Here is a 22,740-nt window from a genome sequence, read left to right as displayed (position 1 = left end):
CGTGAAATTAAATCCCGCACTGCCGTCAGTCGATCATATGCCCATTTAGATACTCGCTAATTTATTAAAAAATAAATTAAGAATATGAATTTGCTTCATATTTTTGAGTTCCGGTTGAGTTTTGATTTACGGTTTGCGTGTTAATTAACCCCTGTATTTTCAGTGGTCAGGCGAGGTTGCTCGAAAAGCAGCCCCGTCGGCGACCCGCGAGCAATTTTTAAGCGACCGGCGTCAGCCGGGTATTTTTAAACGTCGCAGAAAGCCAGGGCTGCCGCTTTTCATAGCGCGCCTTTCCCATGGCGATGAGCGACATGAGACGGTGTTTTTGATGACGGGCAGATCTATAAAAAAAGCAGCATCGAAAATCGCGCCGTTTTCGTCGCTCCTCAAGGATCGCGCGGGCACGTTCGCCATCATGACCGCGCTGCTGCTGCCGATCTTCATCATTTTGCTGGGGCTGCTTTTTGAAGGCGGCAGGGCGCTGGCATATTACAACCAGTCCAAGCGGGTCATGGCGATGGCGTGTGAAAGAGCCACCAAGCCCACGCGCACCTATACGTTGCTTGACCGCGTCAGGCGTGACAATGTGGCCGCGGCCTTCGATGCCATGATTCAATCCACCAAGCAGAAGGTCCTCTCGCGCCAGGTGGAGGTGGACTGGACCACGACGAAGATCAAGGCTGAGTTCAGTTACGGTTTGATTTTCTCGGAGATGTTCAATCTCGAAAAGTTGAAATATCGCCTGAATGAGTCCTGCGAAGGCATCCCGCCCTATCCCGAGGACGATGCGGTCATCATTGACAATATGTTCGAGAGCAACGCTCTCGGCGTCGAGCGAGTTCTGAAAAACGGCGTCACCAAGGAAACCCCCGGCGGCTGCTGGGGTGTCTATCCATATTCGGAAATCGGATGGGATGGCGGGACCGGACCCGGCGTAGAGTTGCAGGACTGGAGCAGCCCCTGCTGCCGCCGCAATCACAACTGGCAGGGTTATCCGGCGGGCATGGAGAGCAAGAAACTCAACGGGTCCCCCACCGCGAACGACTTGGCCTGCACGCTGAAGGAGGCCGATAAGGTAAAGACCACCGACAAGAACGGAATTGAAAAGAAGGCGGGCACCGAGCTCTCATTGCCAACCCGTTATGTCATGGAACTCGACAGCGACTGGGGACCGCCTGCACCCGGCAAGAAAAAAAATATCGAAGCCAATAGCTCGATCTACAAGGATGTCGAGCTTCACCCCGGGATATATAAGATCATGGTTTGGTATAATGGGCGCCGGGCCGTCGAGGACGTCGAAAAAACAAACGGAATCAAGATTTCGCTACAGCAACGGCTCCCCACCCTGAAACCTCAGCAGAAGGTGTGGGAAATGGCTCAGGATAAAAACAATATCGCTTGGACGCCGAGGGATTACAGTTTCAGGGTCAAGGCTTACTCCATCTATCGGGTGACGATCGAGGCTACCGGACTGAGCGACAGCTTCGGCGGCATCATCACGGGCTTCCAGCTTATCTATGTGGATCGAATGGAAGAAGGCTGAGATGAAGTCTTTTCTTTCCCCGCGTCAGGATAAAAGCTGCGGCGGTCCGCGCGGATGCCGGTTCACGCATGGGGCATTTTACCGGCTGTTTGGCGACCGAAAAGCGGCAACGGCGGTGGAGACGGCGCTGCTGTTGCCGCTGTTTTTTGCACTGATTTTCGGGACGCTCGAAATCGGCCTGTTGATGCTCTATTATCTCTATCTCTCTTTTGCCTCGAATGCGGGCATCGAGTATCTCCGCAAGGCGGCGGCCGACGGCAGGCCGGTGACGGAGATTGCGCTGCGCAAGGCAATCGCCTCCCATTTCATTGGAGGGACGGACGAAACCAATCTCAAGATTGCCCTTTTTCCGATTCCCGACGACGATATTGCCGAAGCCAAGGTGCCCATACCGATCGTGAACGATTTCCGCCCGCCCGCCGATACCGCGGGGCAGTACATTCTGGCGATCGGTTACAACTGGAATTTTTTGATGCCGACGACGCGTATCCTCGTGCCGGACACGGGGGGCATTCATCAGTTGCGCAGCATTTCCCTGGCGATCACTGCCGTGCGGGTGACCGAATGAAAAAGACGACACGGTTTTTGCGTCTTGCTGGTTTTGGCCGTTGCCGCTCGGGCGCTGCGGCGGTGGAAATGGGGCTTCTGACGCCGCTGCTCGTCCTTATGCTTGCGGTGGTCATTGAGATCGGGCGGGGCTGGCTGAGCTATGACCGGTTCATGACGATCGTCGACAATTCAGCGCGCTGGGCGGCAAGATTTCCTGAATTCGAGGAAAGGGTGCGCACGGGGGTTCCGAGTTTCGTCGTGCTTTCCGGCAGCGGCATTCTCCAGACGGGCAAACTCGACCTGACATTGAGAAGCGTCAAACTGGTGGACAAGGTCGCCCGGCTGCAATTTCCCGCCCACAATTTTCTGGGCTCTGCCGAAGATGTGCCGTGGGAGAAAACCGTGATTGCCAACGGTTTCGTTGCTCAGGAGGCTGTCATCGTCGTCTCCGGTCGCTACAGCTACCAGCCGCTTATCTCGGTCCTCGCCGATATCACGCTAAAATTCGAATATGTTGCGGTTGTTAACCCATTCTTTTCCCAGCGATATCCGTACCAGAGGGGCAAATCGGATTTTGCAAAGTGGAATCTCAAACGCTCGCCATTCAAAGCCGATTGAGCGGTCTCAAAGCGCGTGTGTCTCGTCCTTGTTTCCGCCGAGCCACGCCGCACAATCCCTCAACGCCCGCGCTGCAACCAGCTGGCGTTTCATGATCGTCTTGTCCTTGCCGCGGAAGCGCTTGACGCCTTCCGGCTTGACGATGGAGCCGGGTTCCAGTTCCGGGAAAAGGCCGAAATTGATGTTCATCGGCTGGAAGGAGCGCTTGCCCGGCTCATCATTCGAAGAGAGGTGGCCGCCGGTGATGTGGTTGAGAAGCGAGCCGAGTGCGGTGGTTGCGGGCGGCAGGCTTGGGGCCTCGCCCTTCTGTTCGGCGGCGGCGAAGCGGCCGGCCAGAAGGCCTACCGAGGCGCTTTCCACATAACCTTCGCAGCCGGTGATCTGGCCGGCGAAGCGCAGGTCCGGCCGGGATTTCAGCTTCAACGAGTTGTCGAGCAGGATCGGGGAATCGATATAGGTGTTGCGGTGCAGGCCGCCAAGCCTTGCGAATTCCGCATTTTCGAGGCCCGGTATCATGCGGAACACATCCGCCTGGACGCCGTATTTCAATTTGGTCTGGAAACCGACCATGTTGTAGAGCGTGCCAAGCGCATTGTCCTGTCGCAGCTGGACGACGGCATAGGCCTTGACGGTCGGGTTATGGGCGTTGGTCAGGCCCATGGGTTTCATCGGGCCATGGCGCAGCGTCTGGCGGCCACGTTCGGCCATGATCTCGATCGGCAGGCAGCCGTCGAAATAGGGCGTGCCTTCCCATTCCTTGAAACCCACCGTATCGCCGGCGATCAGCGCATCGATGAAGGCGTTATATTGTTCCTCGTCCATCGGGCAGTTGATGTAATCCTTGCCCGTGCCGCCGGGGCCGACCTTGTCGTAGCGCGACTGGTACCAGCAGATATCCATGTTGATGCTGTCGCGATGCACGATGGGCGCGATGGCATCGAAAAAGGCGAGCGCATCCGCACCCGTTTGCGACTGGATGGCTGCGGCCAGATCCGGCGAGGTAAGCGGGCCGGTGGCGATGATGCTGTTGCCCCATTCCTTTGGCGGCAGGCCGGAAACCTCTTCGCGGACGATTGTCACCAACGGGTGATTTTCTAGCTCTTTCGTCACTGCTTCAGAAAACCCGTCGCGATCGACGGCGAGCGCGCCGCCGGCCGGCACCTGATGCCTGTCGGCGCAGGCCATGATCAGCGAGCCCGCAAGGCGCATTTCGGCGTGAATGACACCGACCGCATTCGCTGTCGCATCGTCGGAGCGGAAGGAATTGGAACAGACCAGTTCCGCCAGCGTATCGCCCTTATGCGCATCCGTGCCGCGCACGCCGCGCATTTCGTGCAGGATGACGGGCACGCCGCTCTCAGCAATCTGCCAGGCGGCTTCCGAACCGGCCAGTCCGCCGCCCACGACGTGAATGGGAGAAGTGGTCTTGTCTTGCATGCTGGCGTCCATGAGCCGCGCGGTTGCCAAGGGCTCCCGTCCGGCGGCTGTCTTTCGAGTGATTGTTTTGCACGGGCCCCGAAGGACGCAGCATTGTTTGCCGATGCACTAGCATGCATGGCCGGGGCAGCCAAATGTTTTTGCGGGTGGGAGATAACCAGGGGCAGGCGGCGGCCGGAGTTTTGGCGAAGCCCGAGATCTGGGCAAGCGTTTGTGGGACGAGCGGTCGCCGTTTGTTTCTTCTCCCCGCCGGGGAGAAGGTCGCGGCAGCGGGATGAGGGGGCGAGGGTAGAGAGATGCGGAGAGCTTGCCCCCTCATCCGACCCTTCGGGCCACCTTCTCCCCGGCGGGGAGAAGACATGTGCCGCGCTGCCGAGACTTTATCGGTTGCCTTTGGTGCTTGGTATAAGCCGCGACGGAGAACCAATTCCCCGCAAATACCGCCAGAATCAAAAACGGCGCCAGAGGCGCCGTTTTCTTAAAACCTGTCGCTCGATCGTCGCGCCCTGGAGGTCGGGCAGCGGGACGACCGTTTACGCCTTAGCGGAACGAACGGGCTGCTACGTTACGGATGTCGTAACGGGTCAGGCCGATGTCGCTCAGAGCCTGGTTGGAGAGGCTGCCGAGTTCGTTGATCGTGCGGCGGTAGGAGATCCAGTTCTTTGCGATGCGGATAGGGTTCATGGTCGTTTCCTCAATCTTTCTTTGTGAATTCGTCTGCCGGCTCAGTGTTTCTGTGCTCTCGGCTGTTGAGGTTTATATATAGACATTCAGCTATGTTGTGCAGTGCAGAATTTAGGCTACTGCCATGCATTTGTGCACTATGTCGGCTAATTTTACGGCTTTGAGTATCATCTGAGCAAAATATGAGCGGAAATGCCTGTCTTTCGGGCGTTTTTGGAGGGCTTCGTGGCCTTTGGCGACAGTAAGCGGGCCTTTTTCGATGTCAGAGAGTGTCGATGGCGCCTTCAGGCTCTCAAAATCACGCTACGCGACCGGCCTGCCGATGCATTTTTGATCGGTTTCCTTCCGACGCCTTCCAGAGTGTGGGGGCTGGTTCGATCTCAAGGCATTGTCCAAAACGAAAAAAAGGCCAGAGGCGGGGAGCCTCAGGCCTTTTGAAAGGGTAGTCTCGCATCCGCCGCATTCAAGCGGGCGGGGCGTATTAGATGCCGACCGCGGTACGGGCGACGCGGCGGATGTCCTGACGGCCAATGCCGAGGTCACTCAGTTCGCGGTCGGTCATACGGCCGAGTTCGGTTACGGTCTGACGATACTTGCGCCAGTTGGTCAGCGAGCGTGCAATGTTCATGGTCATCTTCCTCTTCGTGCTGTTCAGTCTCCACGGCCAGTCTTGGGAGGCTTTGGACCGGGGCTGAACTCGATGTCTGTATGACCATGAATATAATCGGTTTAATCAAAACAAAAACAGACAATGCAAGATGCCACCTATGCACGGGATGCAATGCAAGCTCGTAAATCGACCCGATTGCGGCGATTCATGCATAATTTGTGACCATTTTGTGTGCTTTTGGTGAAGCGATCCGATCGGGCGGATGTAAAGCCGTGCGATCAAGGCGAATGCGTGGGCGATTACAACATGTCGGCGGCCGGGCAGTGCCGTTACGGACCCTGATCCGGGGCAGGCGCATAGCCCTCACGGAAGCCCATGCGGAACGCCCTATATATAATGTCATGTAGCCGCATAAATGTTATGTGCTTCCACGCATGCGGCGTGGCTGTCCTTTCGGCTGCTGCCAGGCGGTGCGGAGGCAAGAGGGGTGCAGCCGTTTTCCTGTCCGTCGCGGGTCAGTTCCCTTCCGGCGCGGGCAAAAGCGCGGCGGGGGTCCTTACGCTTCCGGAGCTGGGACCAATAAAAGTCCGGATGAAACGAAAGGCGGCGACAAGGCGTGCTTGACCCTTTCTGAACATTGTGACATACCGCCGCCCAACGTGCGGGTATGGCGGAATTGGTAGACGCATTGGTTTTAGGTACCAACGCTTCGGCGTGGGAGTTCGAGTCTCTCTACCCGCACCACTAGCAAAGCATGGCTGTGCCACGCTTGCGCCAGGGTGCATCTTTGATGATGCAAGGGCTTTGGGGTTCATCATCCCCTTGCGCCTTTATCTTGGGCGCTGGCGCAATTTCGTCGGGCAGGCGCTTTGTGTGAAGAAATAATGGAAGCCACGGCCGGGGAGCGAAGTTTCCGGCGCAGTGCTCGAAAGTAAACCAACGGCTGTCTGAGCACCGCCGCCATGATGTGAAGGTTAGGAAAATGCAGGTTATCGAAACGCTCGCTGAAGGGCTGAAGCGCGAACTCAAGGTCGTTATTCCGGCCGCCGACATGAAGGCCCGTCTGGACGAGCGCCTGGTTGACGCCAAGGACAAGGTTCGCATCAACGGCTTCCGTCCCGGCAAGGTGCCGATGGGCCATCTGAAGAAGATGTATGGCAAGTCCATCATGGCCGACCTCGTCAACGAGCTGGTTCGTGAAAAGCCGTCTGAAATACTTTCCAGCCGCGGCGAAAAGTCTGCAACGCAGCCGGCCATCTCCATGACCGAAGACGAGCAGGAAGCTGAAAAGATCCTGTCGGCCGAATCCGATTTCGAATTCACCGTTGCCTATGAAATCATTCCGGCCATTGAACTGAAGGCCAATGACGGCATCAAGGTTACCCGTGAAGTTGTGGAAGTCTCTGAAGACGAAATCAACGAGCAGATCCTCAAGATCGCCGAAAGCGCCCGCACCTTCGAACCCAAGAAGGGCAAGGCTGCCGATGGCAACCGCGTTACCATGAACTATCTCGGCAAGGTTGACGGCGAAGCCTTCGATGGCGGCGCTGCCGAAGATGCCGAACTGGTTCTCGGCTCCGGCCGCTTCATCCCCGGCTTCGAAGACCAGCTGGTCGGCGTCAAGGCTGGCGACGAAAAGACCATCACCGTGACCTTCCCGGCCGATTATCCGGCTGCGAACCTGGCCGGCAAGGACGCCACCTTCGACATCACCGTCAAGGAAGTCGCTGCTGCTGCTGCCGTCGAAATCAACGACGAACTGGCAGAGAAGCTCGGTCTCGAATCGGCTGAAAAGCTGAAGGAAATCGTCAAGGGCCAGATCGAAAGCCAGTATGGCAACATCACCCGCCAAAAGGTCAAGCGTCAGATCCTCGACCAGCTCGACGAAATGTACAAGTTCGACACGCCGGCTGGCCTGGTTGACGCCGAGTTCGACAATATCTGGCGCCAGATCAACACCGATCTCGCTCAGTCCGGCAAGACCTTTGCTGACGAAGACACGACCGAAGAAGAAGCCCGCGAAGAATATCGCAAGCTCGCTGAACGTCGCGTTCGTCTCGGCCTCGTTCTCTCCGAAATCGGCGAAAAGGCCGGTGTTGAAGTGACCGAAGAAGAAATGCAGCGCGCACTGTTCCAGCAGCTGCAGCAGTTCCCCGGCCAGCAGAAGGAAATCCTCGATTTCTTCCGTAACACGCCCGGCGCTTCCGCTTCGCTGCGCGCTCCGATCTTCGAAGAAAAGGTTATCGACAAGCTGCTCTCCGAAATCTCGGTAACGGACAAGACCGTTTCCAAGGAAGAGCTTCTGGCTGACGACGGCGAAGAAGCAACGGAAACCAAGAAGAAGGCTCCGGCCAAGAAAAAGGCTGCTGCCAAGGCTGACGACGCCGCTGAAGGCGAAGAAGCCGCTCCGAAGAAGAAGGCTCCGGCCAAGAAGAAGGCCGCTGAAGGCGACGCCGAATAATCTTCTTCAGCGACAGCTGATCGAACAAAGGGCCGCGGCGAAAGCTGCGGCCTTTTTCGTTTTTGAGATTTGGCAAGACTGAAAACATCCGTACCCGGTCATCCCGGGCCTTTCCTCTTCCTCATTCCTGTGCTTGTCACAGGAAACTAGACAGCCCAAGTCTTTGGGCCGAAAGAAGTCTCTCGCCGCGCATACGCGCGTCGGCTGGATTCCTGTGACAAGCACAGGAATGAGGGGTGGGGGACGCACTTACGGATCGAGTCTGGCATAACGAGAGCCTATGCCGCCTTGCCGTCAAAAAAACTTTTTGCTGTTCCCCGATCACAATGCAGTGCAGCATGAATTTTTGCTGCATCTGCTCTTGTTCATCTCCCGTTCATCTGGCACCCTGCGCAGCATGATTTGCCTTGGCTGTCGGGTGCAGCCGTGAAGGAAACATGGGCCGCTTCCGTGCGGCCGACATCGCTGCCAAAACCATTGGCCTCCGCTTTTACCGTGCCTGCCGGGTTCTCCCGGTGCGCCCTTAATTTGCCAGGGGACAAGATATGTCGCCACGAACGGGCTTTGCCCTGTTGTTTTCCCTGTTTGCCGTCACCGGCACTGCCGCCCATGCCGACGAAGCCGGGCTGATCTGGAAGCCGGTCAAGAATTCCGACCGTTCCTATACGGCGCGCATCGGCGCCAAGCTGCCGGTCGATACGCCGATCAGGGCGGGGCTGGAAATGGGCATGAACGCCTCAAGGACGGGGCAGGTGGTGGATACGCCGGTACGTCTGTGGGGTAACGTGACGCTGCTGGCGGAGCAGCTGCCCGGCGTCTCGCTTGCCCGCGATGTCGGCGTCATCTTCAACGCACTGACGGGGTCGAGCAGCGTTTCCATGACCTCGCAGCAGAAGCGTATCGTCACGCCAGAACTGGATATAGAGGCGAACCGCAATTTCACCGTTCGCTATGATGGCACGGCGCAGCAGTGGAACGGCCTCGATGTTTCCCAATCGCTGCGCCTTTCCCGCTCCGAAACCGGCACCGCCTTCGTGCTGACGGGCGCGAGCCGCAACAGCTTCAACGAGTTCAGCAGCGGTGTGGCAGTGGAGCAGAAGATCGGCGATAATCTGACGGTGCGGGGAACGCTGGATCAGGGCTATGCGGATCACTTCCGGCCGGGGGTCAGTGCGCGGTATAGTATTCGCTGGTGAGTGGGCGGGCTGCCTGCAATGCGTGTCCGCAGGCGAAATGCAAGATGGAGATAAAGGCCTCTCCTCCGTCATGCCGGACTTGATCCGGCATCCAGCAAGGGTGCGTCTGCGCCATGAGAGTCGTTTCAGCCCAAGGACTTGGGCTGGCTGGATACCGGCTCAGGGCCGGTATGACGGGCGAGGGTGCCAGGACCTTGGCATAAGCGCTGGCTGAACAGATTGGCGCGTTGTTCTCTGGAACGCGCAGCTCAATCCTTCTTGATCTCACCCATGCGGTTCCATGCATCCAGCCCGGCAATCTTGTAGGCCTCAGCCAGCGTGGGGTAATTGAACGTATTCTCCACGAAATATTCCACAGTGCCCTTCAGGTTCAGCACCGCCTGGCCGATATGCACCAGTTCGGTCGCACCTTCGCCGACGATGTGGACGCCAAGCAGGCGGCGGGTTTTGAGCGAGAAGATCATCTTCAAGAGCCCGCTGTCTAGACCCATGATGTGGCCGCGCGAAGTCTCGCGGAAATGGGCGATGCCGCACTCATAGGGAATGCCGCGTTCGATGACTTCTTCTTCCGTCAGGCCGCAGGTGGAGATTTCCGGCACGGCATAGATGCCGTAGGGGAAGAATTGCGGCGGTTCGCCGGCCGGGGCACCCACCGCGTGGCGGGCGGCGATGCGGCCCTGTTCCATCGAGGTGGAGGCAAGGCTCGGGAAACCGATGATGTCGCCGGCGGCATAGATGTTCGGCACCGAGGTCTGGAAGGTTTCAGGATCGACCTTCAGGCGGCCGCGGCTGTCGGCCTCAAGGCCGCAGGCCGAAAGATTGAGCGTATCGGTCGCGCCGACGCGGCCGGCGGCAAACAGCACCGTCTCGGCTTTCAGAACACGGCCATTGCCGAGCGTGACCAGGCACTTGCCTGTCTCGTCGCGCTCCACCTTTTCCGCCTTCTGGCCGAAGATCAGCTTCATGTTGCGGTCGCGCAGCTGATAGGTGAAGTCCTCGACGATTTCCTTGTCGATGAATTCCAGCATGGTTTCGCGCGGCTCCACCACCGTCACCTGCGTGTCGAGCGCGCTGAAGATCGTGGCATATTCGATGCCGATGACGCCGGCGCCAACGACGACCATGGAGCGCGGCAATTCCTTGATCTCGAGGATCTCGTCCGAATCGAGCACCGCCTCGCCATCGAAGGGAATATGCGGCGGCCGGTAGGGGCGGGTGCCGATGGTCAGCAGGATGGAGGTGCCGGTGACGGTCATGATTTCACCGTCGCTCTTCACCACCTTCATGGTGTTGGCGTCAACGAAGCTGGCCGTGCCGCGAATGTGCTGCACGCGGTTGCGGGCAAACTGGTGTTCCAGCACCTCGACCTCGTGGTCCAGCGTGATGAGCAGGCGGCGGCGTAGATCGTCCGCGTCGATCTCCTGCTTGACTCGGTAGGAGCGGCCGTAAAAGCCACGCTCGCGCCAGCCGGTGAGGTTGAGCGCGGTTTCGCGCAGGGTCTTCGAAGGGATGGTGCCGGTGTGCACGGAAACGCCGCCGACGCGGCTGCCCTTCTCGATGACCAGAACCTTCTTTTCGAGCTTGGCGGCCTGAATGGCGGCCCGTCTTCCGGCCGGACCGCTGCCGACAACTATCAGATCGAACTGGTGCATGAAAAACCCCGGTAGAATGCATTGCGTTGACCGAACGGTGGTGTCCGGTGTGGCGTCGCCGCGAAATGGTCGTGATGCCATTTTGACGATTGGGAGTGATTCCCCAGTCAGCCTTGCCCGCAAGAGTGCAATGCAACAAACGCCTGCGTCAATCTGTAGCGCAAGAATCTGACGGATTCGTAACTGGGTGTGAACTTTCAGGAGGTTGTGCGATTCATAGCGGAGCGGGGGTGCGTGGAGCTTTACCCCCCTCTGCCCTGCCGGGCATCTCCCCCTCAAGGGGGGAGATCGGCAAGAAGCTCTTTTACAACTCCATTCGCAAGCGTTGAGTTGGGCGAGGCCATGCCGCAGATCGATCTCCCCCCTTGAGGGGGAGATGCCCGGCAGGGCAGAGGGGGGTAAGCCACACGCGCCTCGTCCACTATGCTCGAAAAACCCAACAGCTTTATCCCCCACGGCGCTGCCGAACGGGGGATTGTCATGGTGCGTCGGGCGATTGCCCGGCTGCGCTTTGGTTGAGGTTGGTGTGGGTGGGATGCGTTGCGCAGCCAGGCCTTTCACCATGCTGAATCTCGCAAAGGGCAGTGCACCGCACTTTGCGAAATGGTTCTGTCGTCACGAACGCGCCACCGTCCCCATCAGAACCGTCCCCGGTTTGCGCCACGTCTGGCATCCACCCGGCAGGACTGAACAGAGGATAACAGCACCTGCCGACGCGGGGAAAATTGGGGAAAAATTTTACCTCTGTCAGTCCTCTTTCCGGGTGACATGGTGGTGGAGGCTCGCGAGATCCTGCCGCAGCGCTACCAGCTCGGCGAGCACCTTCACATCGATCTTTTCATGCAGCGACAGCACTTCCAGCTCTGCCTTCAGGTTCACCTCATAATCCTTGGCGGCCTCGAAGCGGTCGCGGGCGGCCTGCCGGTTCTGTGACATCATGATGATCGGCGCCTGGATGGCGGCGAGCATGGAGAGCAGAAGGTTGAGGAAGATGAAGGGGTAGGGGTCGAAGGCCCTCGTTGCCAGCACGATGGTGTTGACGACCGCCCAGAACACCAGGAACAGGCCGAAGCTGAGAATGAAACCCCAGGAGCCGCCAACCTTGGCTATATTGTCGGCCAGCCTGTCGCCGAGACTTGCACCGGCCGAAAATTCCGCATTGATGTCGCTCGAAACCAGCTTTTTCTGGTGCGAAAGTTCCAGAATGCGGCGTTCTACCTCACCGATTTCACGGGAGGAGCGCTTGAAATGCGAAACGATATAATCGGAGATATCGGTCACGGTGTTTCTCCGTTTGCGGATGGTTCGGTACGGGTTTCGAGATAAACCCGCATGGCGATGGAATTCAAACGATTTCCACCACCATGCGGTTCACGCGTCCCACGCCAAAACATCAGACGGAGGGCGTGCCCTCATTGACCCAGTTGAAACCGGGGAAGAAGCGCTCGCGGCCATATTGTTCGCCGAACATCATGTCGAATTGCAGCAGGCGGTAATCGCGCACCACGTCGGGAATGGAATTCGGGGCGATGGACCAGTCGGGCTGGGCCTCGCCGTCCGTCCCGACCAGCATGTGCCGGTCGATGACTGAAAATGCCTGCTGAACCTCGCCGAGCGTTCCGGTGTAGAAGGGATCGGAAAAGCCGGCGGTCTTCAGCACATGGTAGGGCAACAGCGCCGGGCTGATCGTGCCGATATTCTTGCGCACGCCCTTTTTCGAGGACCAGACGACGAGCGGCGTCTCGTGTTCCTTCTTCATGACCTCCAGCGGCGCGCGGCGGCTGGCCACCATGCCGGGCATGTAGCCGCTTTCGACGAAGGTCTGGCCAAGCGGTGGCAGATGATCGCCGAAGAGGACGATGATGGTCTCACGGTCGCGCTTCTTGGCCCAGCGCATCAGTTTGAGAAGCGCTTCGTCAGCTTCCACCACGCCCTGCGAATAGGTCGTGAGCGCCTGCGATGCCGAAGGAGAGAGATCGCCTTCCACGCCGATGGTGTCGGCGGCATAACGGCCCGCCTCGTAGGGACCGTGTCCCTGCAGGGTGACGGCGAAGAGGAAGAGCGGGTTGCGGGCCTGCTCGGCCGTCGCCATGATCTCTTCCATCAACGCATCGTCAGAGGCGAAGTTGCCGCGCTTTTCCATGGGCGGCAATGTCTCTTCCGAGCGGAATTCCTCGAAGCCGAAATTCCTGTAGACCTGTTTGCGGTTCCAGAACCATTCCTGAAACGGATGCATGGCGATGGCGGAATAACCTTCGCCGCGGAAAAAGCTGGCGAGCGAGGGCACCGGGCGGCGGATATATTGCTGGTAGGGAATGCTGCCATAGGGCAGGAAAGCGTTGGAAAAGCCGGTCAGCGCCTCGAATTCCACATTCGCCGTCATGCCGCCGAATTCCGGCGAGAACACGTTGCCGGACTGCTTGGCGCGGATGGTCGGCATCGGGTCTGCCGAGAGTTTCACCTTTTCAAGCCGGGTCGGATCCCAGAGCGATTCGCTCATCAGCATGATGACATCAGGATAATCGCCCTTGTTGGCGGCGAAGGCGGCGGGTTGCGCCGTCAGGTCGGCGATGCTGTTTTCACCATAACCCTGCGGGGCCGAGACATTCGCCATCGGAATGTTGAAGGCAAAAGCCATCAGGAAACCGTTATGGCGGTAATTTTCCTGCTGGTCCCACATCATGGGAATGATGTTGAGGCGATCGCGCACCCAGGAATAATGCGAATAGTCCATCAGGGAGGCGAGGCTGGCCAGAAGTGGCAGCGCCAGCGCCAGTCCTGCGAAGCGTTCACGCCAGCTCAGCCCCGGCGAATGGCGGCGTGCCAGCAGCCAGAGAGCGGCAAGGGCCGCAACCGTGGCGCAAAGGCCAAGGCCGACCAGCACGGCTGTCAGCGGCTGGGCTTTCAGCATGGTGGGCAGAAGCTCGAGAATCTGCCGGCCGAACAGCAGGTCGGAAGGGTAAAGCGGATCGGAAAGATAGGTCTGTTTCTGGGCGGAGATCAGGCCCGTCAGCAGGCAAAGCGGCGCAACCGCGATCAGCGACAGATAACGACGGCCAAGGATAGAATCCAGCGCCACAAGCAGCAGCAGCACGGCGGCAATGGTGGTCAAGCCCGGGCGGGCGGATGAGGTGAGGAAAGCGCCGACATCCGTGAGGGAACCACGGGCGATCCATTCCAGCGCAACGACAAGCACGACTGAAGAAAAGGTCAGATTGGCAAGCGTATAGGCCGTGCCCGAAAGCTTTAAAAGGCTCCGCGTCCATGCAGGCGAAAAGACAAAACCAGCCTTTTCGGAAGCCGTTGTTTTTGGCGCCGAATGTCTCAAACTCATACTCCGGTATTGCAGGCGGCACGGCCGATCCGGGGAGGTGAATCGGGTGTCGCAAAAGTGTCATGTAACTGTCACATAAGCGCGATGAACGCGACATGAACTTTGCGCAGCCTGGCGGGTGCGGCGATAACCTTAGCGTGAACGCGCGCCTGCCATGCGTAACGGGTGCCGCCATGCAATTGCCGCGTTGCGGAGCGGGCAAGGGCGCGGTATTGAAAAGCCATGAGCGACAGACACGATATCCAGAACCATCTCCGGATTGCCGTCGGGCAGTTCAATCCCACCGTTGGCGACGTGGCGGGCAATCTCGCCAAGGCGCGCGAGGCAAGGGCCGATGCGGCGACGCAGGGCGCCGATCTTCTGCTTTTGACCGAGCTTTTCATATCCGGCTACCCGCCGGAAGATCTGGTGCTGAAACCGGCTTTCCTGAAAGCATGCCTGAAGGCCGTGGAAGAGCTGGCGGCGGAAACCGCAGATGGCGGGCCGGGCATCGTCATCGGTTTTCCGCGCCAGGGCGAGGCGGGACGGCACAATTCCGTGGCGCTTCTGGATGGCGGCAAGATCATCGCGCTGCGCGACAAGATCGACCTGCCGAATTACGGCGAGTTCGACGAAAAGCGTGTTTTCGCCGAAGGATCGATCTCCGGTCCCTATAATTTCCGTGGCATCAGGATCGGCATTCCGATCTGCGAGGAAATCTGGAACGAGATGGGCGTGTGCGAAACGCTCGCTGAAAGCGGGGCGGAAATCCTGCTGGTGCCGAATGGCTCGCCCTATTATCGCGGCAAGCTGGATGTGCGCCATCAGGTGGCGCTGAAACAGGTGATCGAAAGCGGCCTGCCGCTGGTCTTCGCCAACCAGCTTGGCGGGCAGGACGAGCTGGTGTTCGATGGCGCAAGCTTCGCCTTCAATGCCGACAAGACGCTTGCCTTCCAGATGAGCCAGTTCGAGGCGACACTTGCCGTCACCGACTGGAAACGCACCGAGGAAGGCTGGCGCTGCGAAAGCGGGCCATTCTCGAAAATTCCGGAAGGTGAGGAGGCGGATTATCGCGCCTGCATGCTGGGCTTTCGCGATTATGTCAACAAGAACGGCTTCAAGAGCGTGGTTCTCGGCCTTTCCGGCGGCATCGATTCGGCGATCTGTGCGGCACTTGCGGTTGATGCGCTGGGCGAGGAACGGGTGCGCTGCATCATGCTGCCTTACCGTTATACTTCGGAAGAATCGCTGAAGGACGCGGCCGATTGCGCGAAAGCGCTGGGCTGCCGTTACGATATCGTGCCGATCGTCGAGCCGGTGGAGGGTTTCCTCTCGGCACTGTCAGATCTTTTCGAAGGCACGGAAGAGGGCATTACCGAGGAGAACCTGCAGAGCCGCACGCGCGGCACCATTTTGATGGCCGTTTCGAACAAGTTCGGCTCGATGGTGGTGACGACGGGTAACAAGTCGGAAATGTCGGTGGGTTATGCGACGCTCTACGGCGACATGAATGGCGGTTTCAATCCCATCAAGGACCTCTACAAGATGCAGGTCTACGCCATTTCCGCCTGGCGCAACGGCCATGTGCCGCCGGGTGCGCTCGGGCCTTCGGGTGAGGTGATCCCCGCCAACATCATCTCCAAGGCGCCGTCGGCCGAATTGCGCCCCAACCAGACCGACCAGGATTCGCTGCCGCCCTATCCGGTTCTGGACGATATTCTGGAATGCCTGGTGGAAAAGGAAATGTCAGTCGAGGAAATCCTTGCACGCGGCCATGACGTGGCGACGGTGCACCGGGTGGAGCATCTGCTTTATCTCGCCGAGTACAAGCGCCGGCAATCCGCGCCCGGCGTGAAGATCACCAAGAAGAACTTTGGGCGTGACCGGCGTTATCCGATTACCAACCGGTTTCGGGATCGGTGATTGAAGGAAGGCGCTGGTAGCGGATGTTTTGCTCGGCGTTGCCGCTCGTTTCTTCTCCCCGCCGGGGAGAAGGTGGCCCGAAGGGTCGGATGAGGGGGTAACGTTGCCGAATATCTCGACCCTTGCCCCCTCATCCCGCTGCCGCGGACTTCTCCCCCGCGGGGAGAAGAAACAAGTGGCATGTGCTCGGTCCACAGTGGGGCTTCGTGTTTAAACAGACGGCGCGGAGAAAACCCCGCGCCGCTCACTCACCTTAAATGACCTGCCCCACATCGATGCGGTTGCCATCAGGGTCTTCGAAAACGAAGGCACGCAGGCCATAATCCTTGTCCTGCAGGCCCTTGATGATGCGCAGCCCATGGCTTTTGCAAATCTCATGCAGCGTATCGACATCGCTGACCATCATATGCGCCACATTGAAGGGCGCTGCCTTATGGGTGGGCTGCAATGTCAGGTGCAGCTCGGCATTGCCCTGTTTCAGGATCATGAAACCGACGGGATTGCCGTTTTCGAAGGTCTTTTCGAAACCCAGCACGCCGACATAAAAATCACGGGCTTTTTCGATATTCTTGACAGGAAGCATTGCGGCGATCCGGCCGAACCGGATGCCGTGATCGGCGATGGTATTCATCGCGGAACCTCGGATCTGGGAGAAACGGGAAGCGGTGCGGGCGGTGCCGGAGCGCTGGCGTTTTTTCCTATTTGAATTTGCAGGACGGTGCCTGCGGCCCTAGGATCATAATCACGGTGGTGGCGGATGCAAATGGAATATCTGCGTCGCGCCGTCCCGATCCAGACTATCGACAGGCCCGGGAGGCAGCATGCGCAGTTCCATCGAAATCTTCAACATCCGCACCCGGCAGATGCGGGTGGTGTGGCAGACATCCGAGCTGTTCGAGGCGCCGAACTGGTCGCCGGACGGCAGATATCTGCTGTTGAACGCCGAAGGGCTGCTCTATCGCCTGTCTCTTGCCGGTGATGCTGCGCCGGAGAAAGTCGATACCGGCTTTGCCACGCTCTGCAACAACGACCACGGCATTTCGCCTGATGGTTCGCTCTATGCCATTTCAGACAAGGTGGAATTCGGCAAGAGCGCCATCTACCTTTTGCCATCGACGGGCGGCACGCCGCGGCTGATGACAAGGAACCTTCCGTCCTATTGGCACGGCTGGTCGCCGGATGGGAAAAGCTTTGCTTATTGCGGCATTCGCGATCAGGTTTTCGACATCTATGCCATGGATATAGCCAGCGGTGTTGAAACGCGCCTTACCCATGGTGAGGGCCGTAATGACGGGCCGGATTATTCGCCGGATGGCGGGTGGATCTATTTCAATTCCAGCCGCACCGGGTTGATGCAGATCTGGCGCGTGCGGGTGGATGGCTCCAGCGTCGAGCGCATCACTGACAGCGCTTATGGCGACTGGTTCCCGCACCCGTCCCCCAGGGGTGACAAGGTGGTCTTCGTCTCCTACGACGCCGATGTCTTCGACCACCCGCGCGATCTTGATGTGCGCGTGCGGCTGATGGACATGGATGGCGGCAATGTGGAGACGCTGTTCGAGCTGTTTGGCGGGCAGGGAACGATGAATTCACCCAATTGGTCACCGGATGGGGATGAGTTTGCGTATGTGCGTTATTTCCCCGTGGAGTGATGCGGTAAAGGAGGACCCGTCATTCCGGCCTTGAGCCGGAATCCAGTAGACGCGCGTCTGCGCGGTGAAAAGACTCGTCTCAGCCCAAGGACTTGGGCTGGCTGGATTCCGGCTCAAGGCCGGAATGACGGAGGTGTAGGGGGCTCGCCATGGTCACATTGCCGCATCGCTCTGCAATATGCTTGTATTCGCAAGCTTTCTTGCCCATAGGTTCTTGCGTCAGGTGCCCGCAATTTGCGGCGGGAGAATCGGGAATCCGGTGCGAAACCGGAACGTGCCCAGCGCTGTGAGGCGGATGCCCTTTTTCTGATGCCACTGAAGCAATTCGGGAAGGCGAAAGCGGGCGGATGAAGCCGAGTCAGAAGACCGGCCTGACAGGATAGACTGGCTGCGTGGACGGCGGCAGGTTGTTGAAGGGCGTGTCGTGCGTTTGGAAACCGGAGCCGGTTTTTATGGCGGCGCGCCAGCATTGTTGGGGATAGACGATGCCGACCGATCCGCTCGCGACCAGTTCACTCGATGCCAATGCGTCCGATCATGCGCTTTCGCCCGCTCGCCCGTTTTCGGAGGAGGAGCGCGAGGCGATCTACCGCGTCATTGAAACCCGCCGCGATGTGCGCGACCAGTTCCTGCCCGATCCGCTGCCGGATGATGTGGTGGAGCGTTTGCTGAAGGCGGCGCATTCCGCCCCCTCGGTCGGCTTCATGCAGCCGTGGAATTTCACGCTTGTGACCGACGGCGCGGTCAGACAGGCGGCCTGGGTGGCGTTCCGCCGCGCCAATGAGGAGGCGGCGGCGATGTTTGAAGGCGAGCAGCAGGCGCTTTATAGCAGCCTGAAGCTCGAGGGCATCCGCAAGGCGCCGCTCAGCATCTGTGTCACTTGCGATCCGACGCGTGGCGGCAAGGTGGTGCTGGGCCGCACCCACAATCCGCGCACGGATGTCTATTCGACCGTCTGCGCCATCCAGAACCTCTGGCTGGCGGCCCGCGCCGAAGGCATCGGCGTCGGCTGGGTCAGCATTTTCCACGACAGCGACATTCGCGCCATTCTGGAAATCCCCGACCATATCGAAATCGTCGCCTGGCTCTGCCTCGGCCGCGTCGATGAGCTTTACACCGAACCGGAACTGGCGGTGAAGGGCTGGCGTCAGCGCGTGCCGCTGGAGGAACTGGTGTTTCGCAACCGGTGGGGCGGGCGGTAGAGGGAGGCTGGGGCTCGCTTGTGAGAGGCAAAGCGTTGCCGCCTGTTTCTTCTCCCCGTCGGGGAGAAGAAACAAGCTGCACGCGCTCGCTCCATAACTGACCGCCCTAAGGGGGAGGCCCCACAGCACGCTATTGCTGCGGCTGTATACCCTTCAGCGCGGGGTTCTTCAGGTCGATCCGCCCAGTTTGATCGGGCAGGAATTTCGGGCCGATGACGCGGACCTTGCTGTCGTTCGGGTCGTAGTCGCGTTCAGGAACCGGTTGCTCCGGCGGCTTTGCGGCCTGCTGCTGCTCTGCGGGTTTCTGAGCCTTGTCGCCTTGCGGTGATGGGATGGTGGTGATGCCGGAATAGGGTTTTTCGGCTTCCGGCCGGGCTGCCTCTTCCTGCTTCTGCATCTCGTCGTGATAGGCGGCCATGTTGCAGGCGCAGCCCGGTGCCTTTGCCGAGGCATTTTTATAGGCAAAGGCGGTTGGCAGGTCCTTGTAGGGTTTTCCGGTTTCGGCAGACACCATGTCGGCGGTTTCCTGATCCGTCATGGAGTGGAAATAAAGCTCCGTCTCTGTTCCCGGACACATTTTCTGGCATTGCTCCGCCTGGGCGCGAAAATCAAGCGGCGAGGCATTGGCGGCAATGGGGAAAAACGAGCCGTCGCAGGTGCGCACGCAGAGGGTTCTAAGCCCACCTTCCCCGGCGGAGCCGGGATAGGGCGAAAGCCCGGCCTGTCCCGGCTGATTTTCCTGCTGGCGAAAGGCATCGGGGTAGCGGGTGACATCGGGAGCCGGCGGCAGCTGTGCTTCCGTTTCAGGGAGGGGGCTGCAGCCATTGGCGTCGAGCGCGGCGAGAATGCGCTGGCGTCTGATGTCGCCGTCGTCGCTGCGCTGCGCTGCCATGGCATCGTCACGGTCGCGGATGATGGCGTCGCGCTCGCTCTGCGCATCGACCAGGGCATCGCCGATCTCGGCGCAGAGCCCGGCATTGGGGCTGCCATAAATGATGACGCTGCCTGACGAGCAGCCGTAACGGCGCAGATCGTTCTTGATCCTGCGGATTTCTATGTTCTGGCGGGTGAGCGCATTGGCATAGCGGCGCACCTCGGCCGTGTTGCCGATGACGCGCGGCGGCTCGCGCAATTGCGCGTAGAGAGTGTCACAGACCTGATCCGCAAAAGCGGCGGCCGGAGCGATGAAGACGAGGGGAAGCAGGAGGCCGATGATGCGGCTTTGGCGCCGGGTCAATTGTTCGATCCGTTCGATGTCCCCGGCCGGTGGCAGGGGCGTTATACTTCACGAAATCCGTGTTTCAGGAAGATAACATAAGCTGTTGCCGCAATGCGGCAACAGCCTGTTCAAAATTGCGTTAATGCGGCCTCTATCACACCGAAGGGTGCGAGGCCTGCACGACGGCAAAGGCCGCCATGTTGACCACGCCGCGCGAGGTGACGCTGGGCGACAGGATATGGGCGGGCAGGGCCGTGCCGAGCAGGATCGGGCCGACATGCAGGCCTTCCGTCAGGGTGCGGGTGACGCCAAGCGTGATGTTGGCGGCATCGAGGTTCGGGAAGACCAAGAGGTTCGCCTCGCCGGTCAGCACGCTGTTGGGCATGGCGCGCTTGCGCAGCGCTTCCGAAAGCGCCGAGCCGCCCTGCATTTCGCCATCGACTTCCAGTTCCGGTGCGGCTTCCTGCACGATCTTCAGGGCGCGGCGCATCTTGCGGGCGCTTTCGGAATCGCGCGAGCCGAAATTGGAATGGCTCGCGAGGGCAATCTTCGGCGTGATGCCGAAGCGGCGGATTTCCTTGGCCGCGAGAATGGCCATTTCAGCCACTTCCTCTGACGTCGGGTCGTAATTGACGAAAGTGTCGGTAAGGAACAGCGCGCCCTGCTGGGTGATGAGCAGGCTGAGGCCCGCAAACGAGCGCACGCCTTCCTGCTTGCCGATGATCTGGTTCACGTCGCGAAGATGTCGGTCGTAGCGGCCTTCGAGGCCGCAGATCAGTGCATCCGCTTCATCGCGCTTGACCGCAAGCGCGCCGATCACCGTTGAGTTGGTACGCACGATGGTACGGGCCGCTTCCGGGTTGATGCCGGCGCGACCGACGAGGGCGAAATAATCATCGACATAGTCGCGATAGCGCGGATCGTCTTCCGGATTGACCACGGCGAAATCCGCATGCGGGCGGATGCGCAGGCCGAAGCGCTTCAGGCGCGTTTCGATGATCTGCGGACGGCCGATGAGGATCGGAATGCCGGTGCCTTCTTCCAGCAGCACCTGGGCGGCGCGCAGCACGCGCTCGTCTTCGCCTTCGGCAAAGATGATGCGCTTCTTTTCGGCGGCCTTGGCAGCGTTGAAGACCGGCTTCATGATGAAGCCGGAGCGCCAGACGAAACGGTTCAGCTGGTCGAGATAGGCTTCGAAATCGGTGATCGGCCGGGCGGCGACGCCGCTTGCCGCAGCCGCGCGGGCAACCGCCGGGGCGATGCGCAGGATGAGGCGCGGATCGAAAGGCGACGGGATGAGGTAGTTCGGGCCGAAAATCGGCGTTTCACCGCTATAGGCTTTTGCCGCGACTTCGGAAACTTCCTCACGGGCAAGCTCGGCGATGGCCTGCACGGCGGCCATCTTCATTTCCTCGTTGATCGTGGTTGCGCCGCAATCCAGCGCGCCGCGGAAGATATAGGGGAAGCAGAGAACGTTGTTGACCTGGTTCGGGAAATCCGAACGGCCGGTGCAGATCATCGCATCCGGCCGGGCCGCACGCGCCGCCTCCGGCATGATTTCCGGGTTGGGGTTGGCAAGCGCGAGGATCAGCGGGTTTTCCGCCATGCGCTCCAGCAGTTCCGGCTTCAGGACGCCGGCGGCGGAAAGGCCGAGGAAGACATCGGCGCCATCGATCGTTTCGGAAAGGACGCGCTTGTCGGTCTTCTGGGCGTAAACTTCCTTCCACTCGTCCATCAGCGTGTTGCGGCCGTCATAAACGAGGCCTTCAATGTCGTGGACCCAGATGTTTTCTTTCTTCGCGCCCATGGCGACGAGAAGGTTGAGGCAGGCAAGGGCTGCCGCACCTGCACCCGAGGCGACGATCTTGACGCTCGAGAGCGATTTTCCGGCCAGTTCCAGCGCATTGGTGACGGCGGCGGCGACGATGATCGCCGTGCCGTGCTGGTCATCGTGGAAGACGGGGATGTTCATCTTTTCGCGCAGCTGGCGTTCCACCTCGAAACATTCCGGCGCCTTGATGTCCTCAAGGTTGATGCCGCCGAAGGTGGGTTCCAGCGCCGCGATGGTGGAGACCATGTCATTGATGCCGGGTGCGTCGATCTCGATGTCGAAGACGTCGATGCCGGCGAATTTCTTGAAGAGGACGGCCTTGCCTTCCATGACCGGCTTGGAGGCAAGCGGGCCGATATTGCCAAGACCAAGCACCGCGGTGCCGTTGGAAATGACCGCGACAAGATTGGCGCGGGCGGTGTATTCCGCCGCCATCTCAGGATTTTCATGGATGGCGAGGCAGGGGGCGGCAACGCCCGGCGAATAGGCGAGCGCCAGGTCACGCTGGTTGCCGAGCGGTTTGGTGGCCTGGATTTCCAGCTTTCCGGGACGCGGATAGCGGTGGAAAAAGAGCGCCTGTTCCTCGATGTCGGCCTTTGCCGTGTTGGCGGGCGTATTGTTCTTATCGTGAGAGGTCATTCTTCCACCGTCATATCTGGTTTCATTCCGGCCCCCTGAATACAACAAACTTCCCCGTGGTACAGCCGTTATTTGCCGCGCATTCATGCAAATACAGGCATGACTTATTCGCGTTTTCGTGAAGCCATTCGTCATATTTCATATAAAATCCGACGTCTGTCATGTTGCTGAAACACGAGTCTGGTTCTGAGAGGTAAGAAAGCCGCAGGGA

18 protein-coding genes, 1 tRNA gene and 1 riboswitch are annotated in these 22,740 nt (G+C 59.5%); of the genes, 9 read left to right on the top strand and 10 right to left on the bottom strand.

The genetic code is table 11. The features are described 5' to 3' along the window. Positions 1-328 precede the first annotated feature (328 nt). The 3 genes from JZY08_RS07290 (at position 329) to JZY08_RS07280 (ending at position 2,710) form a co-directional block, all read left to right on the top strand. Positions 329-1,543, top strand: coding sequence for a pilus assembly protein (locus JZY08_RS07290; protein WP_216331526.1), 1,215 nt, complete (start codon positions 329-331; stop codon positions 1,541-1,543). A gap of 115 nt (positions 1,544-1,658) precedes the next feature. Next, positions 1,659-2,111 carry a TadE/TadG family type IV pilus assembly protein gene (locus JZY08_RS07285; RefSeq protein WP_253204062.1) on the top strand — a complete coding sequence of 151 codons (453 nt, stop codon included), beginning with the start codon at positions 1,659-1,661 and terminating at the stop codon, positions 2,109-2,111. Continuing rightward, positions 2,108-2,710: a TadE/TadG family type IV pilus assembly protein gene (locus JZY08_RS07280; protein WP_216331423.1), complete on the top strand. Its 603-nt coding sequence runs from the start codon at positions 2,108-2,110 to the stop codon at positions 2,708-2,710. Before JZY08_RS07285 ends, JZY08_RS07280 begins: the two co-directional genes overlap by 4 nt. Positions 2,711-2,716: 6 nt before the next feature. On the opposite strand, the gene trmFO is transcribed toward JZY08_RS07280, so the two are convergent. From trmFO to JZY08_RS07265, 3 genes are all read right to left on the bottom strand, one after another. Further along, complete coding sequence (trmFO, locus tag JZY08_RS07275) at positions 2,717-4,159, bottom strand: methylenetetrahydrofolate--tRNA-(uracil(54)-C(5))-methyltransferase (FADH(2)-oxidizing) TrmFO (RefSeq protein WP_216331525.1); 1,443 nt, start codon at positions 4,157-4,159, stop codon at positions 2,717-2,719. Positions 4,160-4,687: 528 nt separating this feature from the next. Next, the gene (locus tag JZY08_RS07270) at positions 4,688-4,831 is read right to left on the bottom strand and encodes a DUF1127 domain-containing protein (protein ID WP_003495735.1); all 144 of its coding nucleotides are present in this window, start codon (positions 4,829-4,831) and stop codon (positions 4,688-4,690) included. A 481-nt stretch (positions 4,832-5,312) separates the two neighbouring features. Beyond that, positions 5,313-5,459 (bottom strand): DUF1127 domain-containing protein, encoded by a 147-nt coding sequence (locus tag JZY08_RS07265; protein ID WP_065115811.1) that lies wholly within the window; start codon positions 5,457-5,459, stop codon positions 5,313-5,315. Between the two features lie 643 nt (positions 5,460-6,102). On the opposite strand from JZY08_RS07265, the gene JZY08_RS07260 reads away from it, so the two are divergent. From JZY08_RS07260 to JZY08_RS07250, 3 genes are all read left to right on the top strand, one after another. Further along, positions 6,103-6,185, top strand: a tRNA-Leu gene (locus JZY08_RS07260). Between the two features lie 238 nt (positions 6,186-6,423). Then, positions 6,424-7,902 carry a trigger factor gene (gene tig, locus JZY08_RS07255; RefSeq protein WP_216331422.1) on the top strand — a complete coding sequence of 493 codons (1,479 nt, stop codon included), beginning with the start codon at positions 6,424-6,426 and terminating at the stop codon, positions 7,900-7,902. Positions 7,903-8,447: 545 nt separating this feature from the next. Further along, positions 8,448-9,098 (top strand): hypothetical protein, encoded by a 651-nt coding sequence (locus JZY08_RS07250; protein ID WP_003495742.1) that lies wholly within the window; start codon positions 8,448-8,450, stop codon positions 9,096-9,098. Between the two features lie 248 nt (positions 9,099-9,346). On the opposite strand, the gene sthA is transcribed toward JZY08_RS07250, so the two are convergent. From sthA to JZY08_RS07230, 4 genes are all read right to left on the bottom strand, one after another. Beyond that, on the bottom strand, positions 9,347-10,750 hold the full coding sequence (gene sthA / locus JZY08_RS07245) for a Si-specific NAD(P)(+) transhydrogenase (RefSeq protein WP_216331421.1): 1,404 nt from the start codon (positions 10,748-10,750) through the stop codon (positions 9,347-9,349). A gap of 747 nt (positions 10,751-11,497) precedes the next feature. Next, positions 11,498-12,031 carry a DUF1003 domain-containing protein gene (locus JZY08_RS07240; RefSeq protein ID WP_216331420.1) on the bottom strand — a complete coding sequence of 178 codons (534 nt, stop codon included), beginning with the start codon at positions 12,029-12,031 and terminating at the stop codon, positions 11,498-11,500. Positions 12,032-12,143: 112 nt separating this feature from the next. Continuing rightward, complete coding sequence (locus tag JZY08_RS07235) at positions 12,144-14,084, bottom strand: LTA synthase family protein (RefSeq protein ID WP_216331419.1); 1,941 nt, start codon at positions 14,082-14,084, stop codon at positions 12,144-12,146. A 71-nt stretch (positions 14,085-14,155) separates the two neighbouring features. After that, positions 14,156-14,308 (bottom strand): hypothetical protein, encoded by a 153-nt coding sequence (locus JZY08_RS07230; protein WP_216331418.1) that lies wholly within the window; start codon positions 14,306-14,308, stop codon positions 14,156-14,158. On the opposite strand from JZY08_RS07230, the gene JZY08_RS07225 reads away from it, so the two are divergent. Next, on the top strand, positions 14,307-15,986 hold the full coding sequence (locus tag JZY08_RS07225) for an NAD+ synthase (RefSeq protein ID WP_216331417.1): 1,680 nt from the start codon (positions 14,307-14,309) through the stop codon (positions 15,984-15,986). The two genes, JZY08_RS07230 and JZY08_RS07225, sit on opposite strands and share 2 nt — an antisense overlap. Before the next feature lie 253 nt (positions 15,987-16,239). Here the strand turns inward: JZY08_RS07225 and JZY08_RS07220 are convergent, their stop codons facing one another. After that, positions 16,240-16,617 (bottom strand): glyoxalase superfamily protein, encoded by a 378-nt coding sequence (locus JZY08_RS07220; protein ID WP_216331416.1) that lies wholly within the window; start codon positions 16,615-16,617, stop codon positions 16,240-16,242. Between the two features lie 190 nt (positions 16,618-16,807). Between JZY08_RS07220 and JZY08_RS07215 the strand changes: the two genes are divergently transcribed. Both JZY08_RS07215 and bluB read left to right on the top strand, forming a co-directional pair. Continuing rightward, the gene (locus tag JZY08_RS07215; protein ID WP_216331415.1) at positions 16,808-17,638 is read left to right on the top strand and encodes a TolB family protein; all 831 of its coding nucleotides are present in this window, start codon (positions 16,808-16,810) and stop codon (positions 17,636-17,638) included. 204 nt (positions 17,639-17,842) lie between these two features. Further along, positions 17,843-18,028, top strand: a riboswitch (cobalamin riboswitch). A 95-nt stretch (positions 18,029-18,123) separates the two neighbouring features. Then, positions 18,124-18,840 (top strand): 5,6-dimethylbenzimidazole synthase, encoded by a 717-nt coding sequence (gene bluB / locus JZY08_RS07210; protein WP_216331414.1) that lies wholly within the window; start codon positions 18,124-18,126, stop codon positions 18,838-18,840. Between the two features lie 130 nt (positions 18,841-18,970). Here the strand turns inward: bluB and JZY08_RS07205 are convergent, their stop codons facing one another. Both JZY08_RS07205 and JZY08_RS07200 read right to left on the bottom strand, forming a co-directional pair. Then, the gene (locus tag JZY08_RS07205) at positions 18,971-20,077 is read right to left on the bottom strand and encodes a DUF2865 domain-containing protein (protein ID WP_216331413.1); all 1,107 of its coding nucleotides are present in this window, start codon (positions 20,075-20,077) and stop codon (positions 18,971-18,973) included. A 136-nt stretch (positions 20,078-20,213) separates the two neighbouring features. Continuing rightward, entirely contained in the window at positions 20,214-22,529 is a 2,316-nt protein-coding gene (locus tag JZY08_RS07200) for an NADP-dependent malic enzyme (protein WP_216331412.1), read from the bottom strand. Between the last annotated feature and the right edge of the window lie 211 nt (positions 22,530-22,740).

The sequence above is a fragment of the Rhizobium sp. X9 genome, assembly GCF_018873185.1.
GTDB classification, from domain to species: Bacteria; Pseudomonadota; Alphaproteobacteria; order Rhizobiales; family Rhizobiaceae; genus Agrobacterium; species Agrobacterium oryzihabitans.
Note: the sequence above shows the minus strand (reverse complement) of the source record. Positions and strands in the feature narration are given on the sequence as shown.